Annotated in this window: 28 protein-coding genes; all 28 read left to right on the top strand. The window is 39.9% G+C overall.

What is annotated here, in order from left to right; all coding sequences use genetic code 11:
* Positions 1–10 precede the first annotated feature (10 nt).
* The 28 genes from ftsY to fliE all read left to right on the top strand — a co-directional run bounded on the left by ftsY (position 11) and on the right by fliE (position 24,153).
* Positions 11–1,000, top strand: a complete 990-nt coding sequence (ftsY, locus tag M3600_RS00600; protein ID WP_233314425.1) for a signal recognition particle-docking protein FtsY — start codon at positions 11–13, stop codon at positions 998–1,000.
* A gap of 125 nt (positions 1,001–1,125) precedes the next feature.
* On the top strand, positions 1,126–1,386 hold the full coding sequence (locus tag M3600_RS00595; RefSeq protein ID WP_233314424.1) for a hypothetical protein: 261 nt from the start codon (positions 1,126–1,128) through the stop codon (positions 1,384–1,386).
* A gap of 171 nt (positions 1,387–1,557) precedes the next feature.
* Entirely contained in the window at positions 1,558–2,016 is a 459-nt protein-coding gene (locus M3600_RS00590; RefSeq protein ID WP_237941176.1) for a DUF4064 domain-containing protein, read from the top strand.
* Between the two features lie 386 nt (positions 2,017–2,402).
* Positions 2,403–2,735, top strand: a complete 333-nt coding sequence (locus M3600_RS00585) for a putative DNA-binding protein (RefSeq protein ID WP_233314422.1) — start codon at positions 2,403–2,405, stop codon at positions 2,733–2,735.
* A gap of 12 nt (positions 2,736–2,747) precedes the next feature.
* On the top strand, positions 2,748–4,100 hold the full coding sequence (ffh, locus tag M3600_RS00580) for a signal recognition particle protein (RefSeq protein ID WP_251644590.1): 1,353 nt from the start codon (positions 2,748–2,750) through the stop codon (positions 4,098–4,100).
* A gap of 131 nt (positions 4,101–4,231) precedes the next feature.
* Positions 4,232–4,504: a 30S ribosomal protein S16 gene (gene rpsP / locus M3600_RS00575; protein ID WP_127734638.1), complete on the top strand. Its 273-nt coding sequence runs from the start codon at positions 4,232–4,234 to the stop codon at positions 4,502–4,504.
* An 11-nt stretch (positions 4,505–4,515) separates the two neighbouring features.
* The gene (locus M3600_RS00570; RefSeq protein WP_233314787.1) at positions 4,516–4,746 is read left to right on the top strand and encodes a KH domain-containing protein; all 231 of its coding nucleotides are present in this window, start codon (positions 4,516–4,518) and stop codon (positions 4,744–4,746) included.
* Positions 4,747–4,889: 143 nt separating this feature from the next.
* Positions 4,890–5,270, top strand: coding sequence for a YlqD family protein (locus M3600_RS00565; protein ID WP_233314420.1), 381 nt, complete (start codon positions 4,890–4,892; stop codon positions 5,268–5,270).
* 11 nt (positions 5,271–5,281) lie between these two features.
* Complete coding sequence (gene rimM / locus M3600_RS00560; RefSeq protein WP_233314419.1) at positions 5,282–5,800, top strand: ribosome maturation factor RimM; 519 nt, start codon at positions 5,282–5,284, stop codon at positions 5,798–5,800.
* Complete coding sequence (gene trmD, locus M3600_RS00555) at positions 5,800–6,534, top strand: tRNA (guanosine(37)-N1)-methyltransferase TrmD (RefSeq protein WP_233314418.1); 735 nt, start codon at positions 5,800–5,802, stop codon at positions 6,532–6,534. Before rimM ends, trmD begins: the two co-directional genes overlap by 1 nt.
* A 141-nt stretch (positions 6,535–6,675) precedes the next feature.
* The gene (gene rplS / locus M3600_RS00550; protein ID WP_127734629.1) at positions 6,676–7,020 is read left to right on the top strand and encodes a 50S ribosomal protein L19; all 345 of its coding nucleotides are present in this window, start codon (positions 6,676–6,678) and stop codon (positions 7,018–7,020) included.
* A gap of 276 nt (positions 7,021–7,296) precedes the next feature.
* Positions 7,297–7,854, top strand: coding sequence for a signal peptidase I (lepB, locus tag M3600_RS00545; RefSeq protein WP_233314417.1), 558 nt, complete (start codon positions 7,297–7,299; stop codon positions 7,852–7,854).
* Positions 7,855–7,895: 41 nt separating this feature from the next.
* Positions 7,896–8,771 carry a ribosome biogenesis GTPase YlqF gene (gene ylqF / locus M3600_RS00540; protein ID WP_251644589.1) on the top strand — a complete coding sequence of 292 codons (876 nt, stop codon included), beginning with the start codon at positions 7,896–7,898 and terminating at the stop codon, positions 8,769–8,771.
* A gap of 145 nt (positions 8,772–8,916) precedes the next feature.
* Entirely contained in the window at positions 8,917–9,702 is a 786-nt protein-coding gene (locus M3600_RS00535) for a ribonuclease HII (protein WP_311315867.1), read from the top strand.
* A complete protein-coding gene (locus M3600_RS00530; protein WP_251644588.1) occupies positions 9,703–10,974 on the top strand; it encodes a hypothetical protein in 1,272 nt (423 codons plus the stop codon).
* A complete protein-coding gene (locus M3600_RS00525) occupies positions 10,971–11,267 on the top strand; it encodes an EscU/YscU/HrcU family type III secretion system export apparatus switch protein (protein WP_233314413.1) in 297 nt (98 codons plus the stop codon). The genes M3600_RS00530 and M3600_RS00525 overlap by 4 nt, the downstream gene beginning before the upstream one ends.
* A 328-nt stretch (positions 11,268–11,595) precedes the next feature.
* Complete coding sequence (gene sucC / locus M3600_RS00520) at positions 11,596–12,789, top strand: ADP-forming succinate--CoA ligase subunit beta (RefSeq protein ID WP_233314412.1); 1,194 nt, start codon at positions 11,596–11,598, stop codon at positions 12,787–12,789.
* Positions 12,770–13,693 (top strand): succinate--CoA ligase subunit alpha, encoded by a 924-nt coding sequence (sucD, locus tag M3600_RS00515; RefSeq protein WP_233314411.1) that lies wholly within the window; start codon positions 12,770–12,772, stop codon positions 13,691–13,693. The genes sucC and sucD overlap by 20 nt, the downstream gene beginning before the upstream one ends.
* Positions 13,694–13,886: 193 nt before the next feature.
* Positions 13,887–14,726, top strand: coding sequence for a DNA-processing protein DprA (gene dprA, locus M3600_RS00510; RefSeq protein WP_237941182.1), 840 nt, complete (start codon positions 13,887–13,889; stop codon positions 14,724–14,726).
* Between the two features lie 233 nt (positions 14,727–14,959).
* Complete coding sequence (gene topA, locus M3600_RS00505) at positions 14,960–17,038, top strand: type I DNA topoisomerase (protein ID WP_233314409.1); 2,079 nt, start codon at positions 14,960–14,962, stop codon at positions 17,036–17,038.
* 278 nt (positions 17,039–17,316) lie between these two features.
* A complete protein-coding gene (trmFO, locus tag M3600_RS00500; RefSeq protein WP_233314408.1) occupies positions 17,317–18,630 on the top strand; it encodes an FADH(2)-oxidizing methylenetetrahydrofolate--tRNA-(uracil(54)-C(5))-methyltransferase TrmFO in 1,314 nt (437 codons plus the stop codon).
* 59 nt (positions 18,631–18,689) lie between these two features.
* Positions 18,690–19,595, top strand: a complete 906-nt coding sequence (xerC, locus tag M3600_RS00495; RefSeq protein ID WP_233314407.1) for a tyrosine recombinase XerC — start codon at positions 18,690–18,692, stop codon at positions 19,593–19,595.
* 37 nt (positions 19,596–19,632) lie between these two features.
* Positions 19,633–20,175: an ATP-dependent protease subunit HslV gene (gene hslV, locus M3600_RS00490; protein ID WP_233314786.1), complete on the top strand. Its 543-nt coding sequence runs from the start codon at positions 19,633–19,635 to the stop codon at positions 20,173–20,175.
* 15 nt (positions 20,176–20,190) lie between these two features.
* On the top strand, positions 20,191–21,600 hold the full coding sequence (gene hslU / locus M3600_RS00485; RefSeq protein WP_233314785.1) for an ATP-dependent protease ATPase subunit HslU: 1,410 nt from the start codon (positions 20,191–20,193) through the stop codon (positions 21,598–21,600).
* A gap of 123 nt (positions 21,601–21,723) precedes the next feature.
* Positions 21,724–22,503: a GTP-sensing pleiotropic transcriptional regulator CodY gene (gene codY, locus M3600_RS00480; RefSeq protein WP_233314406.1), complete on the top strand. Its 780-nt coding sequence runs from the start codon at positions 21,724–21,726 to the stop codon at positions 22,501–22,503.
* A gap of 486 nt (positions 22,504–22,989) precedes the next feature.
* On the top strand, positions 22,990–23,370 hold the full coding sequence (gene flgB, locus M3600_RS00475; protein ID WP_233314405.1) for a flagellar basal body rod protein FlgB: 381 nt from the start codon (positions 22,990–22,992) through the stop codon (positions 23,368–23,370).
* 1 nt (position 23,371) lies between these two features.
* Complete coding sequence (gene flgC, locus M3600_RS00470; protein WP_233314404.1) at positions 23,372–23,830, top strand: flagellar basal body rod protein FlgC; 459 nt, start codon at positions 23,372–23,374, stop codon at positions 23,828–23,830.
* A gap of 11 nt (positions 23,831–23,841) precedes the next feature.
* On the top strand, positions 23,842–24,153 hold the full coding sequence (fliE, locus tag M3600_RS00465) for a flagellar hook-basal body complex protein FliE (protein WP_233314403.1): 312 nt from the start codon (positions 23,842–23,844) through the stop codon (positions 24,151–24,153).
* Positions 24,154–24,174 lie beyond the last annotated feature (21 nt).

Below are 24,174 nucleotides of genomic sequence, written 5' to 3'. Positions count from 1 at the left end.
TGGGAATCAAATGAGTTTCTTCAAAAAGCTAAAAGAAAAAATGTCTCTGCAGACAAATACGGTTACGGAAAAATTCAAAGATGGACTAGCAAAAACTAGAAGTAATTTCTCCGATAAAGTGAATGATTTAGTGTCCAGATACCGCAAAGTGGATGAGGACTTTTTTGAAGAATTAGAAGAAATTCTTATCGGAGCAGATGTCGGCTTTGAGACAGTAATGGAATTAATCGACGAACTGAAGAGCGAAGTGAAAAAAAGGAATATACAAGATCCGAGAGAAGTACAATCCGTTATTTCAGAGAAGCTAGTAGCTATCTATCAAAATGGTGAGGAAGAAACTTCTGCCATAAATGTTCAGCAAGACGGGTTGACTGTAATTCTTTTTGTTGGTGTAAATGGAGTCGGTAAGACGACAACTATCGGCAAGCTCGCCCACCGATATAAATCAGAAGGCAAAAAGGTTGTACTTGCAGCAGGAGATACGTTCCGTGCAGGTGCCATTGAACAGCTTGAAGTATGGGGAGAGCGTGCTGGAGTGGATGTTATTAAGCAAGCTGCCGGCTCCGATCCTGCAGCGGTTATGTACGATGCTGTGCAGGCTGCAAAATCAAGAAATGCAGATATCCTCCTTTGTGATACGGCTGGAAGACTGCAAAACAAAGTTAACCTTATGAATGAATTAGAAAAAGTAAAACGCGTAATTGAAAGAGAAATCCCTGGTGCTCCACATGAAGTGCTTCTAGTGCTTGATGCAACAACAGGACAAAATGCACTTATTCAAGCGAAGACTTTCAAAGAAGCGACTAACGTAAGCGGAATCGTGCTTACTAAGCTTGATGGCACAGCAAAAGGTGGAATTGTGCTAGCTATCCGCAATGAGCTGCAAATACCAGTTAAATTAGTCGGACTTGGTGAAAAGATGGACGACTTACAAAACTTTGACGCAGAAAAATACGTATACGGCTTATTTTCCAATTTGGTTGAAGCGGAGGAAGAATAAGCAAAAGCTGTGCAGACATCCCGTTACTGTGATATCTGCACAGCTTTTTTTGTGTTATAAAAACAACAGCAAGGCAGATAATAAGACTGTGCAAAATATGATAAGAAAGCAAGGAGGAACATAATGTGTTCATACAGCTGATTCTCATAACTATCATGTTGTTTGGAGCGTTTCTGTCTATTAAAGGCCGACTTGTTCAACGCAGTTCCGTATGGCATCTTGGCAATATGCTAGGACAAAAAGGGCTGCTAGAGGAAGAAGCGTATCCAATAACATTAGAAGAGGAAAATCTATTTTTGCGCAGCCTTTCTGGAATACGGATGAAAATAATCGGTGCCCTAATGATGGGAATTACAGCTAGCCTAATCATCTTATTCCACATATAGTGGACTAAAGATCTTTTTGTCAAACCATTGATAAAGAGATCTTTTTTTGTTATATATTGGAATAATTAACAAAAAATAAGAAGAACGTACTAGAGAAAGTATGTTATCATAGGGGTGTAATCCTTTTTGTGAAAGAGGTTACATACATAAAACTTGAGGTGATTTTTTTAGATGAGTCTTAATTTGAGAGCGCCAAGAATTTTAGGCATTATTGCATTCGTACTGTTGTTAATCGGTTTCTTAATATCAATAGTACTTTATACGCAAATTGATAAGTGGGATATACTAAGAGATTCTTTTATAGATGCATATAATGCAGATCCGACATTCCAAGAAGATCTAGGACTGACGAACATGCCAAGTACAGCCGAGGAATTTGCTGATGATATGATTACAGCAGGGAAGAATTTCTTGCTACTACCTGTTATCAGTTCATTGATTGCATGCGCAGCAACTTTGTTCGGAATAATTATGATGAATAGGCTACCTCGCACAAGTGGTGTATTATTCATTATTATTGGGGTAATATCCCTTCTCTCTGTCGTTGTCCCTGTATTGTTGATTACAGCAGGCGTAATGATATTGCGCAGATCATCAAGATACAAAAATGAAGCGGGGATACCCGCTTAATACAAGTCCTGCTTGAAGCTTAGATAGGATACCCTCCTAAGCCTTCAGCAGGGCTTTTTTTTGTTTGATTATTCAGTCGTAGTTTTTATACAGTGTTGAGAAACACTTTCTCCCTATGATAAAGGAAACATCGAATCGCTAACGCTCTTGGTGTTTCCTTTATCTCAGTCAAGGCCCTCCAGTTTCTCCGCCGCTAAACGGTCGTCTTCCGCTCGAGGTCATAAGCCAAGCTGTCCAAGAAGGGGGAAGAGCATCCCTTCTCGGCCACCTCGTCTTATGCTTGTCGCCGATAAGCAGGCGCCTTCCGCTTTTCTGTTGACATCTTTTTTGTTGGTGTGTACAATAAGGGTGTAAAGGTGTTTGACTTAACATGGAGGTATTGTTCGATGCTTGAAAAAACAACACGAATGAATTATCTGTTTGATTTCTATCAGTCGTTGTTGACACCGAAGCAACGAAGTTACATGTCTCTTTATTATTTAGATGATTATTCTCTTGGTGAAATTGCTGATGAATATGACGTTAGCCGTCAAGCTGTTTATGATAATATTAAACGGACTGAGGCAATGCTGGAAGAATATGAAAATAAATTACTCTTACTTCAAAAGTTTCAAGAGCGTAATACTCTTTTTGTACAAATAAAAGAGTTATTAAAGGATGATACTCCTTCGGTTTCAGCATTGCTGGAAGCAGTTTGCGAGCTGGAGAAATTAGATTAAGGAGGCGGCGCAATGGCATTTGAAGGTTTAGCTGACCGACTGCAGAATACGATCCAAAAGATCCGCGGAAAAGGGAAAGTAAATGAGGCGGATGTTAAGGAAATGATGCGTGAAGTCCGACTTGCATTGCTTGAGGCGGATGTTAACTTTAAGGTAGTCAAAGAGTTTGTTAAAAAAGTCAGTGAGCGTGCTGTTGGACAAGAGGTTATGAAAAGTCTGACTCCTGGACAGCAGGTCATTAAAGTTGTTAAAGAAGAACTTACGGAGCTGATGGGCGGAGAACAAAGCAAGATTGCTGTATCCAACCGTCCGCCGACAGTCATTATGATGGTTGGTTTGCAAGGTGCCGGTAAGACAACTACAACTGGGAAATTGGCTAATTTACTGCGTAAAAAGCATAATAGAAAGCCGTTGCTTGTTGCGGCAGACATATATCGTCCTGCGGCTATTAAGCAGCTCGAAACACTTGGTAAGCAGCTCGATTTCCCTGTTTTTTCACTTGGAGATCAAGTCAGCCCTGTTGAGATTGCGAAACAGGCGATTGCTAAAGCAAAAGAAGACCATCATGATTATGTGTTAATCGATACTGCAGGTCGTCTGCATGTGGATGAAACATTGATGGACGAGTTAAAGCAAATTAAAGAGCTTTCCAATCCAGATGAAATATTCCTTGTAGTTGATGCGATGACAGGTCAGGATGCAGTCAATGTGGCAAGCAGCTTTAACGAGCAGCTTGGACTGACAGGTGTCGTATTAACGAAGCTAGATGGTGACACTCGAGGCGGGGCAGCGTTATCTATTCGTTCTGTTACACAAACACCGATTAAATTTGTCGGTTTGGGTGAAAAGATGGATGCATTAGAGGCGTTCCATCCAGAGCGTATGGCATCACGTATTCTTGGAATGGGTGATGTGCTAAGCCTAATCGAGAAAGCGCAAATGAATGTCGATGAAGAAAAGGCAAAAGAGCTGGAAATGAAAATGAAAACAGCTTCCTTTACTTTAGATGACTTTTTAGAACAGCTTGGACAGGTCCGTAACATGGGGCCTCTTGATGAGCTGCTGAAAATGATGCCAGGAGCCAACAAAATCAAGGGCTTGGATAATCTCCAAGTAGATGAAAAGCAAATCAGCCATGTGGAAGCGATTATTCGCTCCATGACAAAGGCAGAAAAAGAACACCCGGAAATCATCAACTCAAGCAGACGGAAGCGTATAGCTAAAGGGAGCGGCAGAACCGTTCCTGAAGTGAACAGGCTGTTGAAGCAGTTTGAGGACATGAAAAAAATGATGAAACAAATGACGGGTATGACTCAAAAAGGCAAGAAAAAAGGCAAGTTTAAATTACCATTTAACCCTTTTTAAGGGTGTTAACAAGCGGTTTTTTATTAATTTGAACAGAATGTTTAGTCTGACAAGAAAAAACACTTTACAAACTGTTCAACTATTGATATTATACTATCTTGTGTGAAACTATTCGGAGGTGCATTTTTAAAATGGCAGTAAAAATTCGTTTAAAACGTATGGGAGCTAAAAAGACTCCTTTCTATCGTATTGTAGTAGCAGATTCTCGTTCACCACGTGATGGACGTTTCATTGAAACAGTAGGAACTTACAATCCAGTAGCAAACCCTGCTATCGTGGATATCAACGAAGAGAAAGCTCTACAATGGTTACAAAATGGTGCAAAACCATCTGATACAGTTCGTAACCTTTTCTCTAACGAAGGTATCATGGAGAAATTCCACAACATCAAAAACGGTAAGTAATTCGTTTGAAGATGAAGGAATTAATTGAAACGATTGTTAAGCCCCTTGTGGATTTTCCGGATGATGTTGCGATAAAAGTTACTGAAGAGGATAATCGAATCATTTACTTGCTTTCTGTCAACAAGAATGACATGGGAAAGGTAATTGGGAAGCAAGGGCGGGTTGCTAAAGCGATTCGAACGATTGTTTACGCTGCTGGCTCACAGCAGCAAAAAAAGCTGGTTTTAGAAATTAGCGAATAATAAAGGAGGAGGGGGAACCCTTCTCCTTTATTTGTTTATATCTCTTTGCAGATTCTTTATACTAGAAGTGGGAGCGTATTGGTGGGATGCCGTTTGACGCTTTGCGAGCATTAAAAATAGCAGTGCATGGATAGGAGGAAAAAATGCAGATTCTCCATACTGTCACAGTCAAACAAATATTAACCGAACAAACGAAACAAGCCTTAGAGAAGAAACTCACAGAAGAGCTACTTCAGCTTGAAAAGGAGTGCGAACAATTCAAGTTTGAAGAAAAAAAGCTGCTTAAAAGTCATCCTGCAAATGCTATTAAACAGCAGATTAGCAAGAGACTTGCCAACAAAGAGGAAAAAAAGAAATCACTAGAGTTTCAATTAGCACAATTACATATACTACCATTGGGCAGTGAACTAAAAGAACAAGAGCTTACTGGCATTGTTGATATAAAAGTTGGAGATGTTTGGGATGAGGCCTTGCTTCATAAAACAATACTCCTGAAAGATGGAAAAGTTGTAGACATACGTTAGAGGTGATAATAGTGGAAAAATGGTTTAATGTAGGAAAGATTGTTAATACACATGGTATTCGTGGTGAAGTGCGTGTCATTTCCCGGACGGATTTTCCAGACGAAAGATATAAGATTGGCAATACGATTTTTCTATTTGGAGAAGGCAAAAAAGATCCAGAAGAACTAAAAATAAAAACACATCGCCTTCATAAAAACTTTAACCTTTTGACATTTGAGGGCTATGATAATGTTAATGAGGTGGAATACATGAAAGGCGGCGCTTTAAAGGTGCCTGAAAGCTTTTTAGGAGACTTGGCAGAGAATGAATACTATTTCCACGAAATCATCGGCTGTAAGGTTGTAACAGTTGAAGGAGACGAGATAGGGGTTATATCTGAAATTCTTACACCAGGTGCGAATGATGTATGGGTCATCAAAACTAGTAAAAAAGAAGAAGTTTTAATTCCTTATATCGAGGAAGTTGTTATGAAAGTAGATGTTAAGGAGAAGTTAGTTGTTATCGAGCCAATGGAGGGACTGTTATCATAATGAGGGTGGATGTATTAACACTATTTCCAGAAATGTTTGATGGTGTGTTTAACAGCTCTATATTGAAAAAAGCGAAAGAAGCAGAAAAGGTGACCTATGGTGTCACTAACTTCAGGGATTATTCTGATAACAAGCATCAGTCTGTGGATGATTATCCATATGGCGGCGGTGCGGGAATGGTCCTTAAACCTCAGCCGATCTTTGATGCGGTTGAGGATTTGCAAAAAAAGAGCGGCACTAAGCCGAAAGTGGTACTAATGTGTCCTCAAGGCGAGCGTTATACACAGAAAAAGGCGGAAGAGCTGGCTAAGGAAGAGCATTTAATTTTTATCTGCGGTCATTACGAAGGCTATGATGAGCGAATTCGCGAGCATTTAGCGACAGATGAGATTTCAATCGGCGATTATGTGCTTACAGGCGGCGAGCTTGGAGCAATGGTAGTGATTGATAGTGTCGTCAGACTTCTTCCAGGAGTACTTGGGAGCGAGGCGTCTCATGTGAATGATTCCTTCAGCACAGGACTGCTTGAGCATCCACACTACACCCGTCCTGCTGATTTCAGGGGGATGAAGGTGCCGGATACACTCATTTCAGGAAATCATGCTCATATTGACGAATGGAGAGAAAGAGAGTCGCTGAAAAGAACACTTGAAAGACGTCCGGATTTGCTGGAAAATTACCCGCTCACAGCAAAACAGCAAAAACTATTAAATGAATTGCAGAAAAACAAATAATAGATATTGATGTCTTAAGTTATTTATGTTAAGATAACACTTGTGACTTGAGCAGAAGTATTTCTGCAATGAAAGTCTTATAACGATGTTCCGCTGCAAGGATTTGACTGCAAGAGCGTCTGTTGGAAGGAGTTGAAAACGATGCAAAAATTAATAGAAGATATCACAAAAGAACAACTTCGTTCAGATCTTCCTGCGTTCCGTCCTGGTGACACTGTACGTGTACACGTTAAAGTTGTTGAGGGTACTCGTGAGCGTATTCAGGTATACGAAGGTGTTGTGATTAAGCGTCGTGGTGGTGGAATCAGCGAAACTTTTACAGTACGTAAAGTTTCTTACGGAGTAGGCGTTGAGCGTACATTCCCAGTTCATACACCAAAAATTGCGAAGCTTGAAGTTATTCGCCGCGGTAAAGTCCGTCGTGCTAAACTTTACTACCTACGTAACCTACGTGGTAAAAAAGCTCGTATTAAAGAAATTCGATAATATTTTCAAAAAAGAGCCTGTTCTTTGCAACAAGCTCTTTTTTATTGCAACTTGGCTATTCACCCTTTTTCTTCCGTACTTATATTAGGCATGATAATTTAATTAGGAACGGACCATGGCATTTTACTTCGACTTTTTATTTCGCTACAATAAAAGGGAGAGGGTTTGTCCTTTAGCATTATTTTGTTTAAAAAAGCCTTTTAATAAACTTAAGACAGTTACAATTAGAAGGCATGGAGAAGAGATGCTTACTAAAAACAAGGATTGGTGAACGAAATGGCAAAGAAGAAAAAGAAAAATGAGATATGGGAATGGGGTAAGGCGCTTGTAATCGCAGTAGCATTGGCTTTTGTGATCCGCTCCTTTTTATTTGCTCCGATCGTAGTGGACGGGGAATCGATGATGCCCACATTACATAATTCAGACAGAATGATTGTTAACAAGGTTAACTACAAAATCAGCGAGCCTAACCGCTTTGATATCATTGTTTTCCATGCCCCTGAAGGAAAGGATTATATCAAGAGAGTAATCGGTTTGCCTGGTGATACAATAGAGTATAAGGACGACGTTTTGTATGTGAACGGAAAAGCATATGACGAGCCGTACTTAGATGAATACAAAAAGCAGGTGACTGACGGACCGCTGACAGAATCCTTTAAACTCGAAGATAAAATCGGCAGAAGCACAGTTCCCGAGGGAGAACTGTTCGTAATGGGTGATAATCGCCGTGACAGCAAAGACAGCCGCCATATTGGGACAGTGTCTTATGAGAAAGTACTTGGCAACACGAGCGTGATTTACTGGCCGTTAACAGACATACAAATAGTGAACTAAGGCTTTGCTTATAGAGCAAGCTTGTAACTGAGGTGGATATTTTGACGATACAATGGTTTCCCGGCCATATGGCCAAAGCAAGAAGACAAGTAACAGAAAAGCTGAAGCTTGTGGACATTATTTTTGAGTTGGTGGATGCAAGAATTCCCCAATCTTCCAGAAATCCGATGATTGATGAGATCATCCAGCATAAGCCAAGGATTGTTTTGCTGAACAAGGCAGATATGGCAGATGGAGAAAGAACGAAAGAATGGATTGCCTATTTTAAAGAAAAAGGCATTCAAGCATTAGCGATCAACTCACAGGCTGGTGTTGGAATGAAAGAAATCACAGCTTTAGCTAATGTGGTGCTTGCAGAGAAATTCGACCGAATGCGAGCAAAAGGAGTTAGACCCCGTGCAATCAGAGCAATGATTGTCGGAATTCCGAATGCAGGCAAATCAACATTAATCAACAGGCTTGCCAAAAAGAATATCGCAAAAACAGGGAACACTCCTGGTGTAACAAAAGCACAGCAATGGATTAAAGTAGGAAAAGAATTAGAGCTGCTTGACACTCCAGGGATTCTTTGGCCAAAATTTGAGGATCAAGAAGTAGGTTTAAAGCTTGCTTTGACTGGTGCGATTAAAGACACCATTCTTAATTTGCAGGATATCGCTATTTTTGGTTTGCGCTTTTTAGAGAAAGAGTATCCTGAAAGGCTAAAGGAACGGTTCCAGCTTGAAGAAATTCCAGAGGATATCGTTGAGTTGTTTGACAAAATCGGTGTAGTTAGAGGCTGCCTTACAGGAGGCGCTGTAGTCGATTATGACAAAGTTACTGAACTGGTCATCAGAGAAATCAGAAGCGAAAAATTCGGAAGGCTGACATTCGAAAGAGCAAGAGATTTCATAGAGGAAGACGAAAGCGATAGTTAATAGTAGGGTGAGTCTGACCTTGTTAAAAAAGAGAATTGACCATTATTTTGGGCACTTCTCTTTTTTGATTTTGAGGATACATAACTTGTACTTAAATCTTTCATAATATGGGACGATATAAAGAGAGAGAAGGGAAGTTTCAACAGTGGCAAATGGAACATTAAAAGAAATAAAAGCTAGATTAGATGATATAACAGACAATAATGACCCTTACTGGGAGACGATAAAAGAAGACAAAAGAGTCGGAGTGCAAAAGCTCGTAACTGCATGGGAAAAGCAAAAGGAAAAAGAGTTGCAGCTTCATGCCCGTTTTGTAGAGCTCTGCACATATGAAACAGAACTAAGAAAGCAAGGATATACATATATTGCAGGTATTGATGAAGTGGGAAGAGGCCCGCTTGCAGGTCCCGTTGTAACAGCAGCTGTTATACTCCCGGAAAACTTTTATTTGCCTGGAATAGATGATTCAAAAAAACTGTCTGAAGCAAAAAGAGAGCAATTTTACGAGATTATCCAAAAGGAAGCCGTTTCTATTGGAGTAGGCATTATCGCTCCTGCGGAAATTGACCGTATAAACATATACGAGGCGACCAAAAAAGGAATGCTTGCAGCCCTTCAAAATCTTGATCAGCAGCCTGACTTCCTGTTGATTGATGCGATGAAGCTTGACGTTCCATATCCAAGCAAATCGATTATAAAAGGAGACAGTAAAAGTGTTTCCATTGCTGCTGCTAGCATTATTGCGAAAGTCACGAGAGATGAAATGATGAGAGAGCTTGATAAAGAATTTCCAGCATACGGTTTTGCGAGTAATATGGGTTACGGCACAAAGGAACATCTTCTTGCTTTAGACAGAGAGGGATATACAATTCATCATCGCAAAAGCTTTTCGCCAATTAAGGAAATGGCAGAGGAGAATAGGAGCATGTAAATGAATGACATACGAATTGGACCAAGTTTTCAACCAAATCTAGAAAGAACAATCAGCTCAAAGCTGCTGGAGCTTCGCCAAGGCCAAATTATAATGGGGCATGTTAATAAGCATTTTCCCAACAATATGGCTGAAGTGCAGGCAGGAAGCCAAAGGCTCCTTGCAGAACTTTCTGCTCCCTTAAGCACAGACAAGAACTATTGGTTTCAAGTTCAAGACAATGAAGATGGGAAGCTTAGCTTAAAGGTATTATCAGCAGCAAGTCCAGTAAATCTTGATGGGGGGGCTGACTCTCTTCTTGAGCAATGGTCCTTGCCTCGTACAAATGATCTGAAAAACTTGGCAGCCCAATTGCTAAATGAAAAAATGCCGTTCAATAAAGAAATGCTCTTTCTTGCTGGAAAATGGATGGAATCAGCACAAGACAGCTCGAAAGCTATCGAAACAATTAAGGAAATGCTGCAGAGAAATCTTCCGTTCACAGAGAAGGTGTTTACAAGCCTAATGGCAACAAGGGACGGCAATACGATGAACAATCTTGCTGGTAAATTGCTGAGTGAGATGAGTGCTCAACAACTCTCTCTTCCAAAGCTCGAGGAAACATTAAGGTTGTTTGAGACGGGTAAAAATATTGATTTGCCAGATGGCGGTGCCATCAAAGAGCATTTGCAAAGACTGCTGCATACAATTGGGTTTTCTTATGAAAATGAACTTTTGAACAATCCGGACGGAGGCAAAGGAGCTCAATGGAACCAGCTAAAACCGCTCCTGCTTGATGTATTAAAACAAGATGCTCCCGCTTCTGTAAAGGAGTTAGCAAATGCCCTTACGGACAAGATAACAGGTTTGCAGCTATTAAGTCAGGATTCAGGACCTATTACGCAGCTGATGCTTCAATTTCCCCTTCATTTTCAGCATCATTCCATGGATGCAACCCTGCAATACAGTGGAAAGAAAACGAAAGACGGAAAAATAGACGCAGACTTTTGCCGTATCCTTTTTTATCTTGATTTAGCATATTTAAAAGAAACAGCCATTGATATGCATGTGCAAAAGAGGATTGTTCATTTAACGGTCTTTAATGAAAACCGTGAGATTGAGCCGCTTATGAAAAGTATGCTTGCAGGTTTGCGAGAAAAATTGAACGAAGTCCAATACAGTCTGTCATCAATAGATTTTAAATCCTTTCAAGAAGATAAAGAGAAGAAAATAGATTTAGATTCAAAGCGAAATAACTCTGCCTACTACAAGGGGGTAGATTACAGAATATGAAGAACAAGGATAAGGAAAACCAGCGAAGGCAAGCGGTGGCTTTAAGCTACAAGCAGCATCAGCATGCAGCTCCAATAGTAGCTGCTAAGGGAAGCGGGTTGATTGCCGACAATATCGTGGAGAAGGCGAAAGAAAATGGAGTGCCAATCCAAGAAGATCCATCCCTTGTGGAACTGTTAAGCAAGCTCAATATCCAGGAACAAGTACCGGAAGATTTATATCAGGCTGTCGCAGAGGTGTTTGCTTTTATTTATAAGCTTGATAAAACCTATGGCACACAAAAGGAAATCTAGTATATTAGTCCCCTAAACGAAGGGGATTATTTTTTTTATTGGAAAATAGAGCCTTTTTGATAGACAAAACGGTTGCTTTTTTATAAAATGAAAGCGTGAACAATAGAGTGTTTTTTCCAAAAAGTAAGAAAATATTGTGTTGATAAAGAATATTAATACAGTATTAAAGATACTTTTTAAAAGGAAGGGGTCCTTTTAAATTGGAAAAAATATTTTTTTGTCGAGAAGGAAAAAAGCCATTTTTTTTCGTCCTCGTACATAAGTAAGAGTATGCACTAATGAACCTGGCAAGAAGCGAAAGAAATTTTAGCAAAAGGGGTGTGGGAGAATGAATATTCACGAATATCAAGGGAAAGAAATTCTAGCATTAAACGGTGTAGCTGTTCCTAAAGGAAGTGTTGCTTTTACCGTGGAAGAGGCCCTGTTTGCTGCTGAGCATTTAAACAGTGATGCATGGGTTGTTAAGGCGCAGATTCATGCCGGAGGAAGAGGGAAAGCTGGCGGTGTCAAGGTTGCTAAGTCTCTCGATGAAGTGAAGCAATATGCTGAACAGATTTTAGGAAGCACGCTTGTCACACATCAGACTGGTCCTGAAGGAAAAGTTGTTAAACGTTTGCTGATTGAAGAAGGCTGCCGTATTAAGAAGGAATACTATATTGGCTTTGTAGTCGACCGCTCCACTTCCCGGATTGTCTTGATGGCATCAGAAGAAGGCGGAACAGAGATTGAGGAAATTGCAGCAACACAGCCTGAAAAAATCATCAAGGAAGTTATTGACCCGCTGACTGGGCTAACTCCTTTCCAGGCTAGAAGAGTTGCATTTGCCATCAATATCCCTGGTCCTCAAGTAAATAAAGCGGTTGCTTTTATGACAGGCCTTTATCGTGTATTTTGTGAAAAAGATTGCTCAATTGCCGAAATCAATCCTCTTGTATTGACAGAAGAGGGCGATGTAATGGCGCTCGATGCTAAGCTGAACTTCGATTCCAATGCCTTGTACAGACATAAGGATATTCTTGCATACCGTGATTTGGATGAAGAGGATGAGAAGGAACTGGAAGCTTCAAAATTTGATTTGAGTTATATTGCCTTGAACGGAAATATCGGCTGCATGGTAAATGGTGCTGGTCTTGCAATGGCTACAATGGATATCGTGAAGCATTACGGCGGAGAGCCGGCAAACTTCCTTGATGTTGGCGGCGGTGCGACAGCTGAAAAAGTTACTGAAGCATTTAAAATCATTCTGTCAGATGAAAAAGTGAAGGGCATTTTTGTTAATATATTCGGTGGAATTATGAAATGCGATATCATTGCAGAAGGTATCGTTGAAGCAGCTAAACAGGTGAGCCTGCAGGTGCCGCTTGTTGTTAGACTGGAAGGGACAAATGTAGAGCTTGGCCAAAAAATTCTTAATGAATCAGGCATCAATATAATATCTGCAAGCTCCATGGCGGACGGTGCAGAAAAAATCGTGTCATATGTACAAAAAGGAGGAGAAATCAATGAGCATATTCATCAATAAAGAAACAAAAGTCATTGTTCAAGGTATTACAGGGGCAACGGCTCTTTTTCATACGAAGCAAATGCTCGAATATGGCACAAAAATTGTTGCAGGGGTAACACCAGGCAAGGGTGGCACGGATGTAGAAGGTGTGCCGGTCTTCAATACGATGAAAGAAGCTGTTGAAGCGACAAACGCGACAGTGTCTGTCAACTATGTGCCTGCCCCGTTTGCAGCAGATGCTATTATGGAAGCTGTAGATGCAGAGCTTGACTTGACGATTTGTATTACAGAACATATTCCAGTTCTTGATATGGTGAAGGTTAAGCGATATATGGAAGGCAAAAAGACAAGATTAATAGGACCGAACTGTCCGGGAGTTATTACTCCTGAAGAATGCAAGATAGGAATTATGCCTGGTTATATCCATACAAAGGGCCATGTAGGCGTTGTATCCCGTTCTGGTACTTTGACATACGAAGCTGTCCATCAGCTTACACAGGCGGGAATAGGGCAGTCTACAGCGGTAGGAATTGGCGGAGACCCGGTTAATGGAACTGATTTCATTGACGTCTTAAAGCAATTTAACGAAGATGAAGATACTTATGCTGTTATTATGATTGGTGAAATCGGCGGAACAGCAGAAGAAGAAGCGGCTGAATGGGTAAAAGCCAATATGACAAAGCCTGTAGTCGGCTTTATCGGCGGTAGAACGGCACCTCCAGGAAAAAGAATGGGCCATGCGGGCGCCATCATTTCAGGAGGCAAGGGGACTGCTGATGAAAAGATTAAAACAATGAACGAGTGCGGCATTAAAGTAGCTCCTACACCTGCTGAAATGGGTGCAACATTAATTGAAGTTCTCAAAGAAACAGATCTTTTCGACAAGTGCAAAACTCATCAGGTAGAAGAAAGCAGAGTCTGATTTTTAAAAAAAGACTAGCCCCCTTTTGCGCCATGCAGTTGGGCTAGTCTTTTTATGCTGCAAAAAAACGACGTGTTTCTTCTATTATATAGCAAATCTTTGGAAACTATAGCAAGAAATGATTATAATAGAGATAGCAAGGTTTGTATTTTTATACTTTGCATAGAATATTGTGAGAAAGGAATTGAGTTACTTGCTAAAAAGTTTTAGAGAAAGATTAATACAGCTCCATCATTGCCGCAATATGTCTTGGAAAAGGATCTACACTCTCCTCAAAGCAGACCCTGATCTGCACGCCCTCAACCGTCCCCTTCAAAAAATCGTTACAGACTTTCACTCACACTCCATCCAGCAAACTATCCACCAATACGCCACATTAGGAATACAAACCATCACTTATTTTGATCCTGCATATCCAAGCTTGTTAAAAGAAATATATCAGCCTCCATGGGTGCTTTATGCAAAAGGAGATCTGTCTTTTTTGCAGGAGCAGCGAAAGTTGGCAATTGTAGGCTCCCGTTATCCGACAGTTTACAGTAAACAAGTAATTATAGCCATGATGACTAAACTTGTTCGAGAACGAGTAGTAATTGTCAGCGGTCTAGCAAAAGGTGTGGATGCTATTGCTCATAGGACAGCAGACGAACATAACGGCAAGACAATCGCCATTATTGCAGGAGGATTTAAGCATATTTATCCAAAGGAAAATATTTTACTTGCAGATAAAATAACAAGATCACATCTTCTTTTATCAGAGTATCCACCAGATACAAAACCATTAAAATGGCATTTCCCAATGCGCAACCGGATCATAAGCGGCCTCTCAAGGGGAACGCTTGTTGTCGAGGCAAAAAGAAAAAGCGGCTCATTAATCACAGCGCATCTTGCTTTGCAAGAAGGAAGAGATGTTTTTGCTGTTCCTGGCAGCATATTCAGCCCCACTTCTTTTGGACCGAATGACTTGATAAAACAAGGAGCAAAGCCAGTTTTATGTGCGACTGATATATTAGAAGAGTGGGAATATTATCCATAAAATAGAATAGAAAAGGAAAAAAATGTTTTTCATCTATTTTCAAAAATTTTTAAAAAGGTATTGCTATTTTTTTGAATTTGTTATACTGTTTGCACAGATATAACTTTAATTTTTATGGATTTTCATTCATATAATAACGGTGTAACCGTTTACTTTTTTCGTAATGTTTGACAAAAGAGATCATAGTATACAATAATAGTGAATATTTATTATCCCTCTAAGGAGGACGTTGGATGTCAGAGTTTCTAGTAATCGTAGAGTCGCCTGCAAAGGCAAAAACGATTGAACGTTATTTAGGAAAAAAATATAAAGTAAAAGCATCAATGGGACATATAAGAGATCTACCAAGAAGCCAAATGGGTGTTGATACTGATAAAGAATATGAACCGAAGTACATAACGATCCGCGGAAAAGGTCCTGTTCTTAAAGAATTGAAGACAGCAGCCAAAAAGGCAAAAAAGATTTATCTTGCAGCCGACCCCGATAGAGAAGGGGAAGCAATTGCCTGGCATTTAGCCAACAGTCTGCAGGTTGATGTAGATTCGGATTGCCGTGTCGTATTTAATGAAATCACAAAAGACGCCATTAAAGAATCATTTAAACACCCCCGTCCAATTAATATGGATCTAGTTGATTCCCAGCAAGCAAGACGGGTGCTTGATCGCCTAGTAGGCTACAACATCAGCCCGCTGTTATGGAAAAAGGTCAAAAAAGGGCTTAGCGCAGGAAGAGTGCAATCTGTCGCAGTTCGTTTAATCATCGACAGAGAAAAAGAGATTAAAGCATTCGAACCGGAAGAGTACTGGACAATTGAATCAGACTTCGCAAAAGGGAAAACAAGCTTTGAAGCAGCTTTTTACGGGCTGAAAAATAAAAAAATGGAGCTGCATTCTCAAGCGGATGTAGACAATATTAAAAAACAGCTCAATGGCAATAAATTTACTGTTGAGAAGGTAACGAAGAAGGAACGTAAACGAAACCCAGCAGTACCTTTTACAACATCCTCCCTACAGCAGGAAGCTGCGCGAAAGCTAAACTTCAGGGCAAAAAAGACAATGATGCTTGCCCAGCAGCTTTATGAAGGAATAGATTTAGGCAAAAAAGAAGGGACAGTCGGTTTAATCACCTATATGAGAACAGACTCAACCCGTATTTCTGAAGTGGCTCAAAATGAAGCGTATGAATATATAACAGCCAACTACGGAAAAGAGTATACGAAAGAAGAAAACCGCAAAGAAAAGAAAAATACAAATGCACAGGATGCCCATGAAGCGGTAAGACCTACAAGTACGTTCAAGGAGCCAAACTCCCTGAAAGAGCACCTTTCTCGAGACCAGCTTCGCTTGTATAAGCTGATCTGGGAAAGATTCATTGCAAGCCAAATGGCGCCTGCTGTGATGGATACAATGAGTGTAGATTTACGTAACGGGGATGTCATATTCCGTGCAACAGGTTCAAAGATTAAGTTTCCTGGGTTTATGAAGGTGTATGTGGAAGGATCAGATGATGCGGTTGAAGAGCAGAACAAACAGCTTCCTGATTTGCAAGAGGGAGATGAAGTCATCAATAAGGACATCAATCCGAAGCAGCACTTCACACAGCCGCCACCAAGGTATACGGAAGCAAGGCTTGTTAAAACATTAGAAGAGCTTGGAATTGGCCGTCCTTCCACATTTGCGCCGACTTTGGATACTATCCAAAAACGCGGGTATGTGGCTCTCGATAACAAAAGATTTATACCGACTGAGCTTGGAGAAATCATTCATGAATTGATTCTCGAGTTTTTCCCGGAAATCCTTGACGTTGAATTTACAGCACATATGGAGCAGAATCTTGATAATATTGAGTCAGGCCAGATCAATTGGGTAAAGGTAATCGATAGTTTTTATAAGATTTTTGAACAAAGTCTCGAAAAAGCTGAAAAAGAAATGCAATCTGTCGAAATAAAGGATGAGCCTGCAGGGGAAGACTGTGAGGAATGCGGCAGTCCGATGGTATTTAAAATGGGCAGATATGGCAAGTTTATGGCATGCAGTAATTTCCCGGATTGCCGCAATACGAAGGCAATTGTCAAGGAAATCGGTGTGAAATGTCCTAAGTGCCGCGAAGGTAATATTATTGAAAGAAAAAGCAAAAAACGCCGAATTTTCTACGGCTGTGACCGTTTTCCGGAGTGCGATTTCATTTCATGGGATAAACCAATACAGCGTCCATGTCCGAAATGTGATAATATGCTTGTAGAGAAAAAGCTGAAAAAAGGTGTCCAGGTCCAATGTGTAGAGTGTGACTATAAGGAAGAACCTCAAAGCTAAAAAAAGAGTGAGCGGTCCATGCTCACTCTTTCCGTGTGTTTTTGAAGAAGTGTCTCCTGAAGTTTCTTAAATAATTAATCTTTAGTTGAAACTTTTCAACTTGGCAAACGTAGTGTAAAATGCTAAAGGATATAATTTTAAGCCGAAACTGTATGGACTTTTGTTTTTTTCTAGTCTTTCTACCGAAAACGGATAGGAATTAGCATACATATGCATGATAAAAATGCTATCGCCCATATAAAAACATATAGATATTTAAAAAAGTTGGAGGATTTACAATGCAAGATACACAAAAGGTAGTAAATGTCATCGGTGCAGGACTTGCAGGAAGTGAAGCAGCATGGCAAATAGCGAAAAGAGGTATTAAGGTAAACCTTTATGAAATGAGACCTGTCAAGCAGACGCCTGCCCATCATACTGATAAATTTGCAGAGCTTGTATGCAGCAACTCATTAAGAGGAAATGCACTTACTAATGCAGTTGGTGTTCTAAAAGAAGAAATGAGAAGACTGGACTCTGTTATTATTGAGTCTGCGGATCTTTGCGCAGTGCCGGCAGGTGGAGCACTTGCAGTGGACAGACATGAGTTTGCTGGCAGAGTGACAGAAATGGTGAAGAACCATCCCAATGTAACAGTTATTAATGAAGAGGTTACTTCTATACCAGAAGGGGTAACTGTTATTGCGACAGGACCACTTACGAGTGCAGCTCTTTCAGAAAGTCTAAAGGAGCTTACAGGGGAAGATTATTTGTACTTTTATGATGCAGCTGCTCCTATCATCGAAAAAGACAGCATAGACTTAGATAAGGTCTACTTGAAATCCCGTTATGATAAAGGGGAAGCAGCTTATCTGAACTGTCCGATGACAGAAGAGGAATTTGATCGATTTTATGAAGCGCTAATTAGTGCTGAAACTGTACCTTTGAAGGAATTTGAAAAAGAGATCTTCTTCGAAGGATGCATGCCGATTGAAGTGATGGCTTCAAGAGGGAGAAAGACAATGCTGTTTGGACCGATGAAGCCAGTTGGTTTAGAAGATCCGAAAACAGGAAAACGCCCTTATGCAGTTGTTCAGCTACGTCAGGATGACGCTGCAGGCACATTGTACAATATTGTCGGTTTTCAGACACATTTAAAATGGGGACCTCAAAAAGAAGTGCTACAATTAATACCAGGTCTTGAAAACGCTGAAATTGTTCGCTATGGTGTTATGCACAGAAATACATTCATTAATTCACCGAAGGTTCTAAATGCAACATATCAATTCAAAAACCGTCCAAACTTATTCTTCGCAGGCCAAATGACAGGCGTAGAAGGTTATGTAGAATCAGCAGCGAGCGGACTTGTAGCAGGTATTAATGCAGCGAAGCTTGTTAACGGCGAAGAACCAATTCAATTCCCTGTTGAAACAGCGATTGGAAGCATGGCTAGCTATATCACAAAGACGAATGCTAAAAACTTCCAGCCGATGAATGCTAATTTTGGACTTTTCCCTGAGTTACCAACTAGAATAAAAGGGAAAAAAGAAAGATATGAACAGCACGCTAACAGAGCGTTGGAAACAATTCAGAACTTTATGAAGAATGTGTAAATTAATTGCTTGTCGCTACAAAGTATGTTAATATAGTGAAGCCGTTGTGAGGTGAAGCAATGAATAAGGAACAAAACGCTTTCTTGAACCTGTTTATTGAATACTTGAAGATTGAAAAAAACTGCTCACCATATACGATTGATGTCTATAAAAAGGACATCCAGCAATTTTATCTATTTATGTCCAAGCAGCTGCTTGAACATGTACAGGAAGTAAGCGCCCAAGAGGTGCGGATTTTTTTGACAGAGCTTTTCCATGAAGAGCTTGCAAGAAAATCAATTGCCCGCAAAATTTCAAGCCTTCGGAGCTTTTATCGATTTTTAGCAAGAGAAAATATAGTGGGATCTAACCCCTTTGCCGTTATCAGCATACCGAAACTTGAAAGCAGACTGCCTGATTTCTTTTATGAAGAAGAATTGCAGCATATCTTTCGTTCGGTAGATACGACAAGCATGCTTGGAAAAAGAAATGTCGCCATCCTGGAGCTCCTGTACGCAACAGGAATCCGGGTCGGCGAATGTACAAAAATCGAGATGAAGGATATTGATTTCAGCATCTCGACATTGCTTGTCAAAGGAAAAGGGAAAAAGGAACGGTATGTGCCGTTTGGGAGTTTTGCTCATTCCGCTCTTGAATCTTACATAAAGAACTGCAGAAGCAAGCTGATGGATAAATACAAGACGAATCACCCCTATTTATTTGTTAACTACAAGGGTGGTCCGCTGACAGAGAACGGTGTACGCGACATTCTTAACCGAATGATGGAACATTCTGCTGCCAAAGGAAAGATCCATCCGCATAAGCTTAGACATTCATTTGCTACACATCTCTTGGCAAACGGTGCCGATATGCGGACTGTTCAAGAATTATTAGGTCACGCCTTTTTATCGTCCACCCAGATTTATACGCATGTCACAAGCGAGTACTTAAAAAAAACATATATGTCCTTTCACCCAAGGGCATAGCTGTAAACGGATAAAGGAGGAAGTAAACATGTCTGGACTGCCACAGTTTCACGCAACTACTATTTTTGCTGTTCAACATAAAGGGAAATGCGCCATGTCAGGTGACGGCCAAGTCACTTTCGGCAATGCTGTCGTGATGAAACATACTGCCAAGAAGGTAAGAAAACTTTTTAATGGAAAAGTAATCGCAGGTTTTGCAGGCTCTGTTGCCGATGCCTTTACCTTATTTGAGCTATTCGAAGGAAAATTGGAAGAGTATAATGGGAATCTGCAAAGAGCAGCTGTAGAACTTGCAAAGCTTTGGAGAAGCGATAAGGTTTTACGCAAGCTTGAAGCAATGCTGATCATTATGAACGAAACTGATTTGCTGCTTGTATCTGGCACAGGGGAAGTAATTGAGCCGGATGATGGAATTTTGGCGATTGGCTCAGGCGGTAACTATGCTCTGTCAGCCGGAAGAGCGCTTAAACAATACTCAGGTGAACATCTTTCTGCATACGAAATAGCAAAAGCAGCTCTTGAAATCGCTGGCGATATTTGTGTATATACGAACAATAATATTATTGTAGAAGAATTATAAGGAGAGGATTACTTGATGAATAAGAACACAAGCTTAACACCTCGTCAAATTGTAGAACGTCTTGATCAATATATTGTTGGGCAAAAGGATGCCAAAAAAGCTGTTGCGATTGCGTTAAGAAACCGTTTTCGCCGCGGTTTGCTTGATGAGAAGCTGCGTGACGAAATCAGTCCGAAGAACATCCTTATGATGGGACCTACTGGTGTAGGTAAAACGGAGATAGCAAGGCGTATAGCGAAAATAGTCAGCGCTCCATTTGTTAAAGTGGAAGCTACTAAATTCACAGAGGTCGGTTATGTCGGCAGAGATGTTGAATCAATGGTAAGAGACTTGGTTGAAACATCTGTGCGAATCGTAAGAGAAGAAAAGATGGCTCAGGTAAAAGAAAGAGCAGAAGCAGCAGCTAATAATCGACTAGTTGATCTGATGATGCCTGCTTCGGCTAAAAAGCAAAAAAATTACAGTAATCCACTTGAAATGCTTTTCGGCGGCGGAAACACAGAACCTCAAGCAGAGGAGCCGACTGTGGAGGAATCAAGCCGCTATGAAAAAAGAAAAGTGCTTAAAGAAAAATTAGCACTTGGCGAGCTTGAGAACGAAGTGATTACAGTGGAAGTCGAAGAACAGCAGCCATCGATGTTTGATATGCTGCAGGGCTCAGGCATGGAGCAGATGGGGATGAATATGCAAGATGCATTAAGCAGTTTCATGCCGAAGAAAAAGAAAAAACGCAAATTGACTGTACGTGAAGCAAGGGTTGTCTTGACGAATGAAGAAGCCCAAAAGCTGATCGATATGGATGAAGTTACACAAGAGGCAGTCGTAAGAGCTGAACAAATGGGTATCATCTTTATTGATGAAATCGACAAAATTGCCAGCAAAAGCAGCGGTGGTTCTTCCGCTGATGTTTCAAGAGAAGGAGTTCAGCGTGATATTCTTCCCGTAGTAGAAGGTTCTACAATTGTGACGAAATATGGTTCTGTAAAAACAGACCATATATTATTCATTGCTGCTGGAGCTTTCCATATCTCCAAGCCTTCAGATTTGATCCCTGAGCTTCAAGGTCGTTTCCCAATTCGTGTGGAGCTTGGCAAGCTGACAGTGGACGATTTCTATCGAATCTTAGTCGAGCCGGATAATGCATTGATTAAGCAATATCAAGCATTACTGCAAACTGAAGGTATAGAAATTGAATTTTCTGACGATGCTATACGTAAGATAGCTGAAGTGGCTTTTGAAGTGAATCAGAACACAGATAATATTGGTGCTAGAAGGCTTCATACAATTCTTGAGAAATTACTCGAGGATTTATCGTTTGAAGCACCTGATATAACAATGGACAAAATTACCATTACACCGCAATATGTAGAAGAAAAACTAGGTGCAATTTCAAGAAATAAAGATTTAAGTCAATTTATTCTTTAACTTTAAGTCAGTGTTAGATTGTTAATAAAATACTCCTACAATGATTAGAGCAAATAAATGCTCTTGCCATTAGATAAAGAATAAATGATAGTTTCGGTTTTAGTTAATAGGAGGAAAAAGAAAATGGATTTATTGTCAAAAACGAGAAAAATTAATGCGATGCTGCAAAGAGCTGCTGGAAAACCAGTTAACTTCAAGGAAATGTCTGAGACATTGAGCGAAGTAATTGAGGCAAACATATTTGTAGTAAGCAGAAGAGGGAAGCTGTTAGGTTTTGCAATCAACCAGCAAATCGAAAATGACCGTATGATTAAAATGCTGGAAGACCGTCAGTTCCCAGAAGAGTACACAAATAATCTCTTCAATATTCAAGTAACTTCAAGCAACCTTGATGTGGAAAGTGAATACACTGCATTCCCAATCGAAAACAAAGAGCTATTCAGCAAAGGGTTGACAACTATCGTTCCAATCATTGGCGGTGGAGAAAGACTTGGTACGTTAATTCTTGCAAGACTGCAAGAGCAATTCCATGATGATGACCTTATTTTGGCTGAATATGGTGCGACAGTTGTTGGAATGGAAATTCTGCGTGAAAAAGCAGAAGAAATTGAAGAGGAAGCTAGAAGTAAAGCAGTTGTTCAAATGGCAATCAGTTCGTTGTCTTACAGTGAGCTTGAAGCAATTGAGCATATCTTTGAAGAGTTGAACGGAAATGAAGGACTTCTAGTTGCATCTAAAATTGCAGACAGAGTCGGTATAACAAGATCAGTAATCGTTAACGCATTGCGCAAACTTGAAAGTGCTGGTGTTATTGAATCTCGTTCACTTGGTATGAAAGGTACTTACATTAAAGTATTGAACGATAAGTTCTTATTAGAATTAGAAAAATTGAAAGCAAACTAATATAGAAAAAGAATCTTTTCCTTGTTGGAAAAGATTCTTTTTTTTGCTCTAAAACATTGTTTTTTAACAGGAAATTAGTGGGAAATAATATTCTTTTCTAACAGAATGTTGATAATCTGCGATTTTCGAACTACATGATTCGACATTTTTCCATAAAATTTCATTTACATTACAATCTCTGTCGATTATATTCGTTACATAGACAACAATATTTTTTCACCGATAGTTCATTGATACTATGAACTTAGTCGTTTAATTGTTAAGTAAATGCTGGTTATAAAAAACAAAAATATACCTTTTTAATTAGAAAATTGACCGATTTTATCATAAAGTTAACTAAAATAGGACTATAGAATCATTAAAATTGCGGTTCTACCGATAGACATATTATTTTTCATTTATTACAATTATAGACATCGCGTGAAAAATTCGTCATTAAACTGCAAAATTCTACAAAACGATAATTATAGATGTAAGAGGTGTGTGATGAAACTTTTTTCAAATACTATTTCAACACTTGAGAGTGCGTTAAATTACTCTAATACAAAACAGAAGGTTATATCGCAAAATATAGCTAACGTCGATACGCCTAACTATAAAGCGAAGGAAGTATCCTTCAAAAATACATTGTCAACAGCAATGAATGCAAATAAGACTGACAGCAGGCATTTTGATTTCGAAGGCTCAACTGGTTCTGTGAATGTTACTACAGATAAAAACGTTACTTACAATAACAATGGTAACAGTGTTGATGTCGAAAAAGAGATGAGTGAACTGGCAGAAAACCAGATTTATTACAATGCACTTGTTGAAAGAATTAGCGGCAAGTTCAATTCCCTATCAACTGTCATAAAAGGAGGAAGATAAGATGTCGATATTCCACAGCATGAATACAACTGCAACAGCATTAAGTGCAAACCGCTTGCGGATGGACGTCATTTCCTCCAATATGGCGAATGCAGAAACGACAAGAGGAAAGCTAGTTAATGGCGAGTGGGAGCCGTACAGAAGAAAATCAGTCGTATTACAAGCACAAGAAGGGAATTCCTTTGCATCACATTTAAGTGCAGCACAAGGAAGTAATGATGGAACAGGTAATGGTGTGAAAGTTAGTGCGATTGAGGAAGATACAGAAACACCTTTTGAACTAGTGTATGACCCAGAAAACCCAGATGCGAACGAAGATGGCTATGTACAAATGCCTAATGTAGACCCGTTAAGGGAAATGGTTGATTTGATGAGTACAACGAGATCGTATGAGGCGAATGTCACTGTATTGAACGCATCGAAAAGCATGCTTATGAAAACATTAGAGATTGGAAAGTAGAGGTATTCTAAATGGCAACAGTAAATTTTCCAGCAGTGTCATCCGCATTTCCTTTAAATAATTCTTCTGCAACAACGGCGAAAGCAACAGGTTCAGAAGTTCAAAAGAATTTTGCTTCTTTCTTAAAGGACTCACTTAATGAAGTAAATAAAGCACAGAACGAATCAGACGCTTTAACTAACAAGTTAGCTAAAGGGGAAGACGTCGACTTATCGCAAGTGATGATTACTTCTCAAAAAGCAAGCATTATGATGCAGGCAACAATGGAATTTAGAAATAAAGCAGTTGAAGCATACCAAGAGATGATGAGAATGTCTATTTAGGTTAGGGAATTAGGGGCGGTT

The organism is Niallia sp. MER 6 (assembly GCF_023714395.1).
Lineage (GTDB): Bacteria > Bacillota > Bacilli > Bacillales > Cytobacillaceae > Niallia.
The sequence above is the reverse complement of the archived record's forward strand: the minus strand, read 5'-3'. Positions and strand labels throughout refer to the sequence as shown.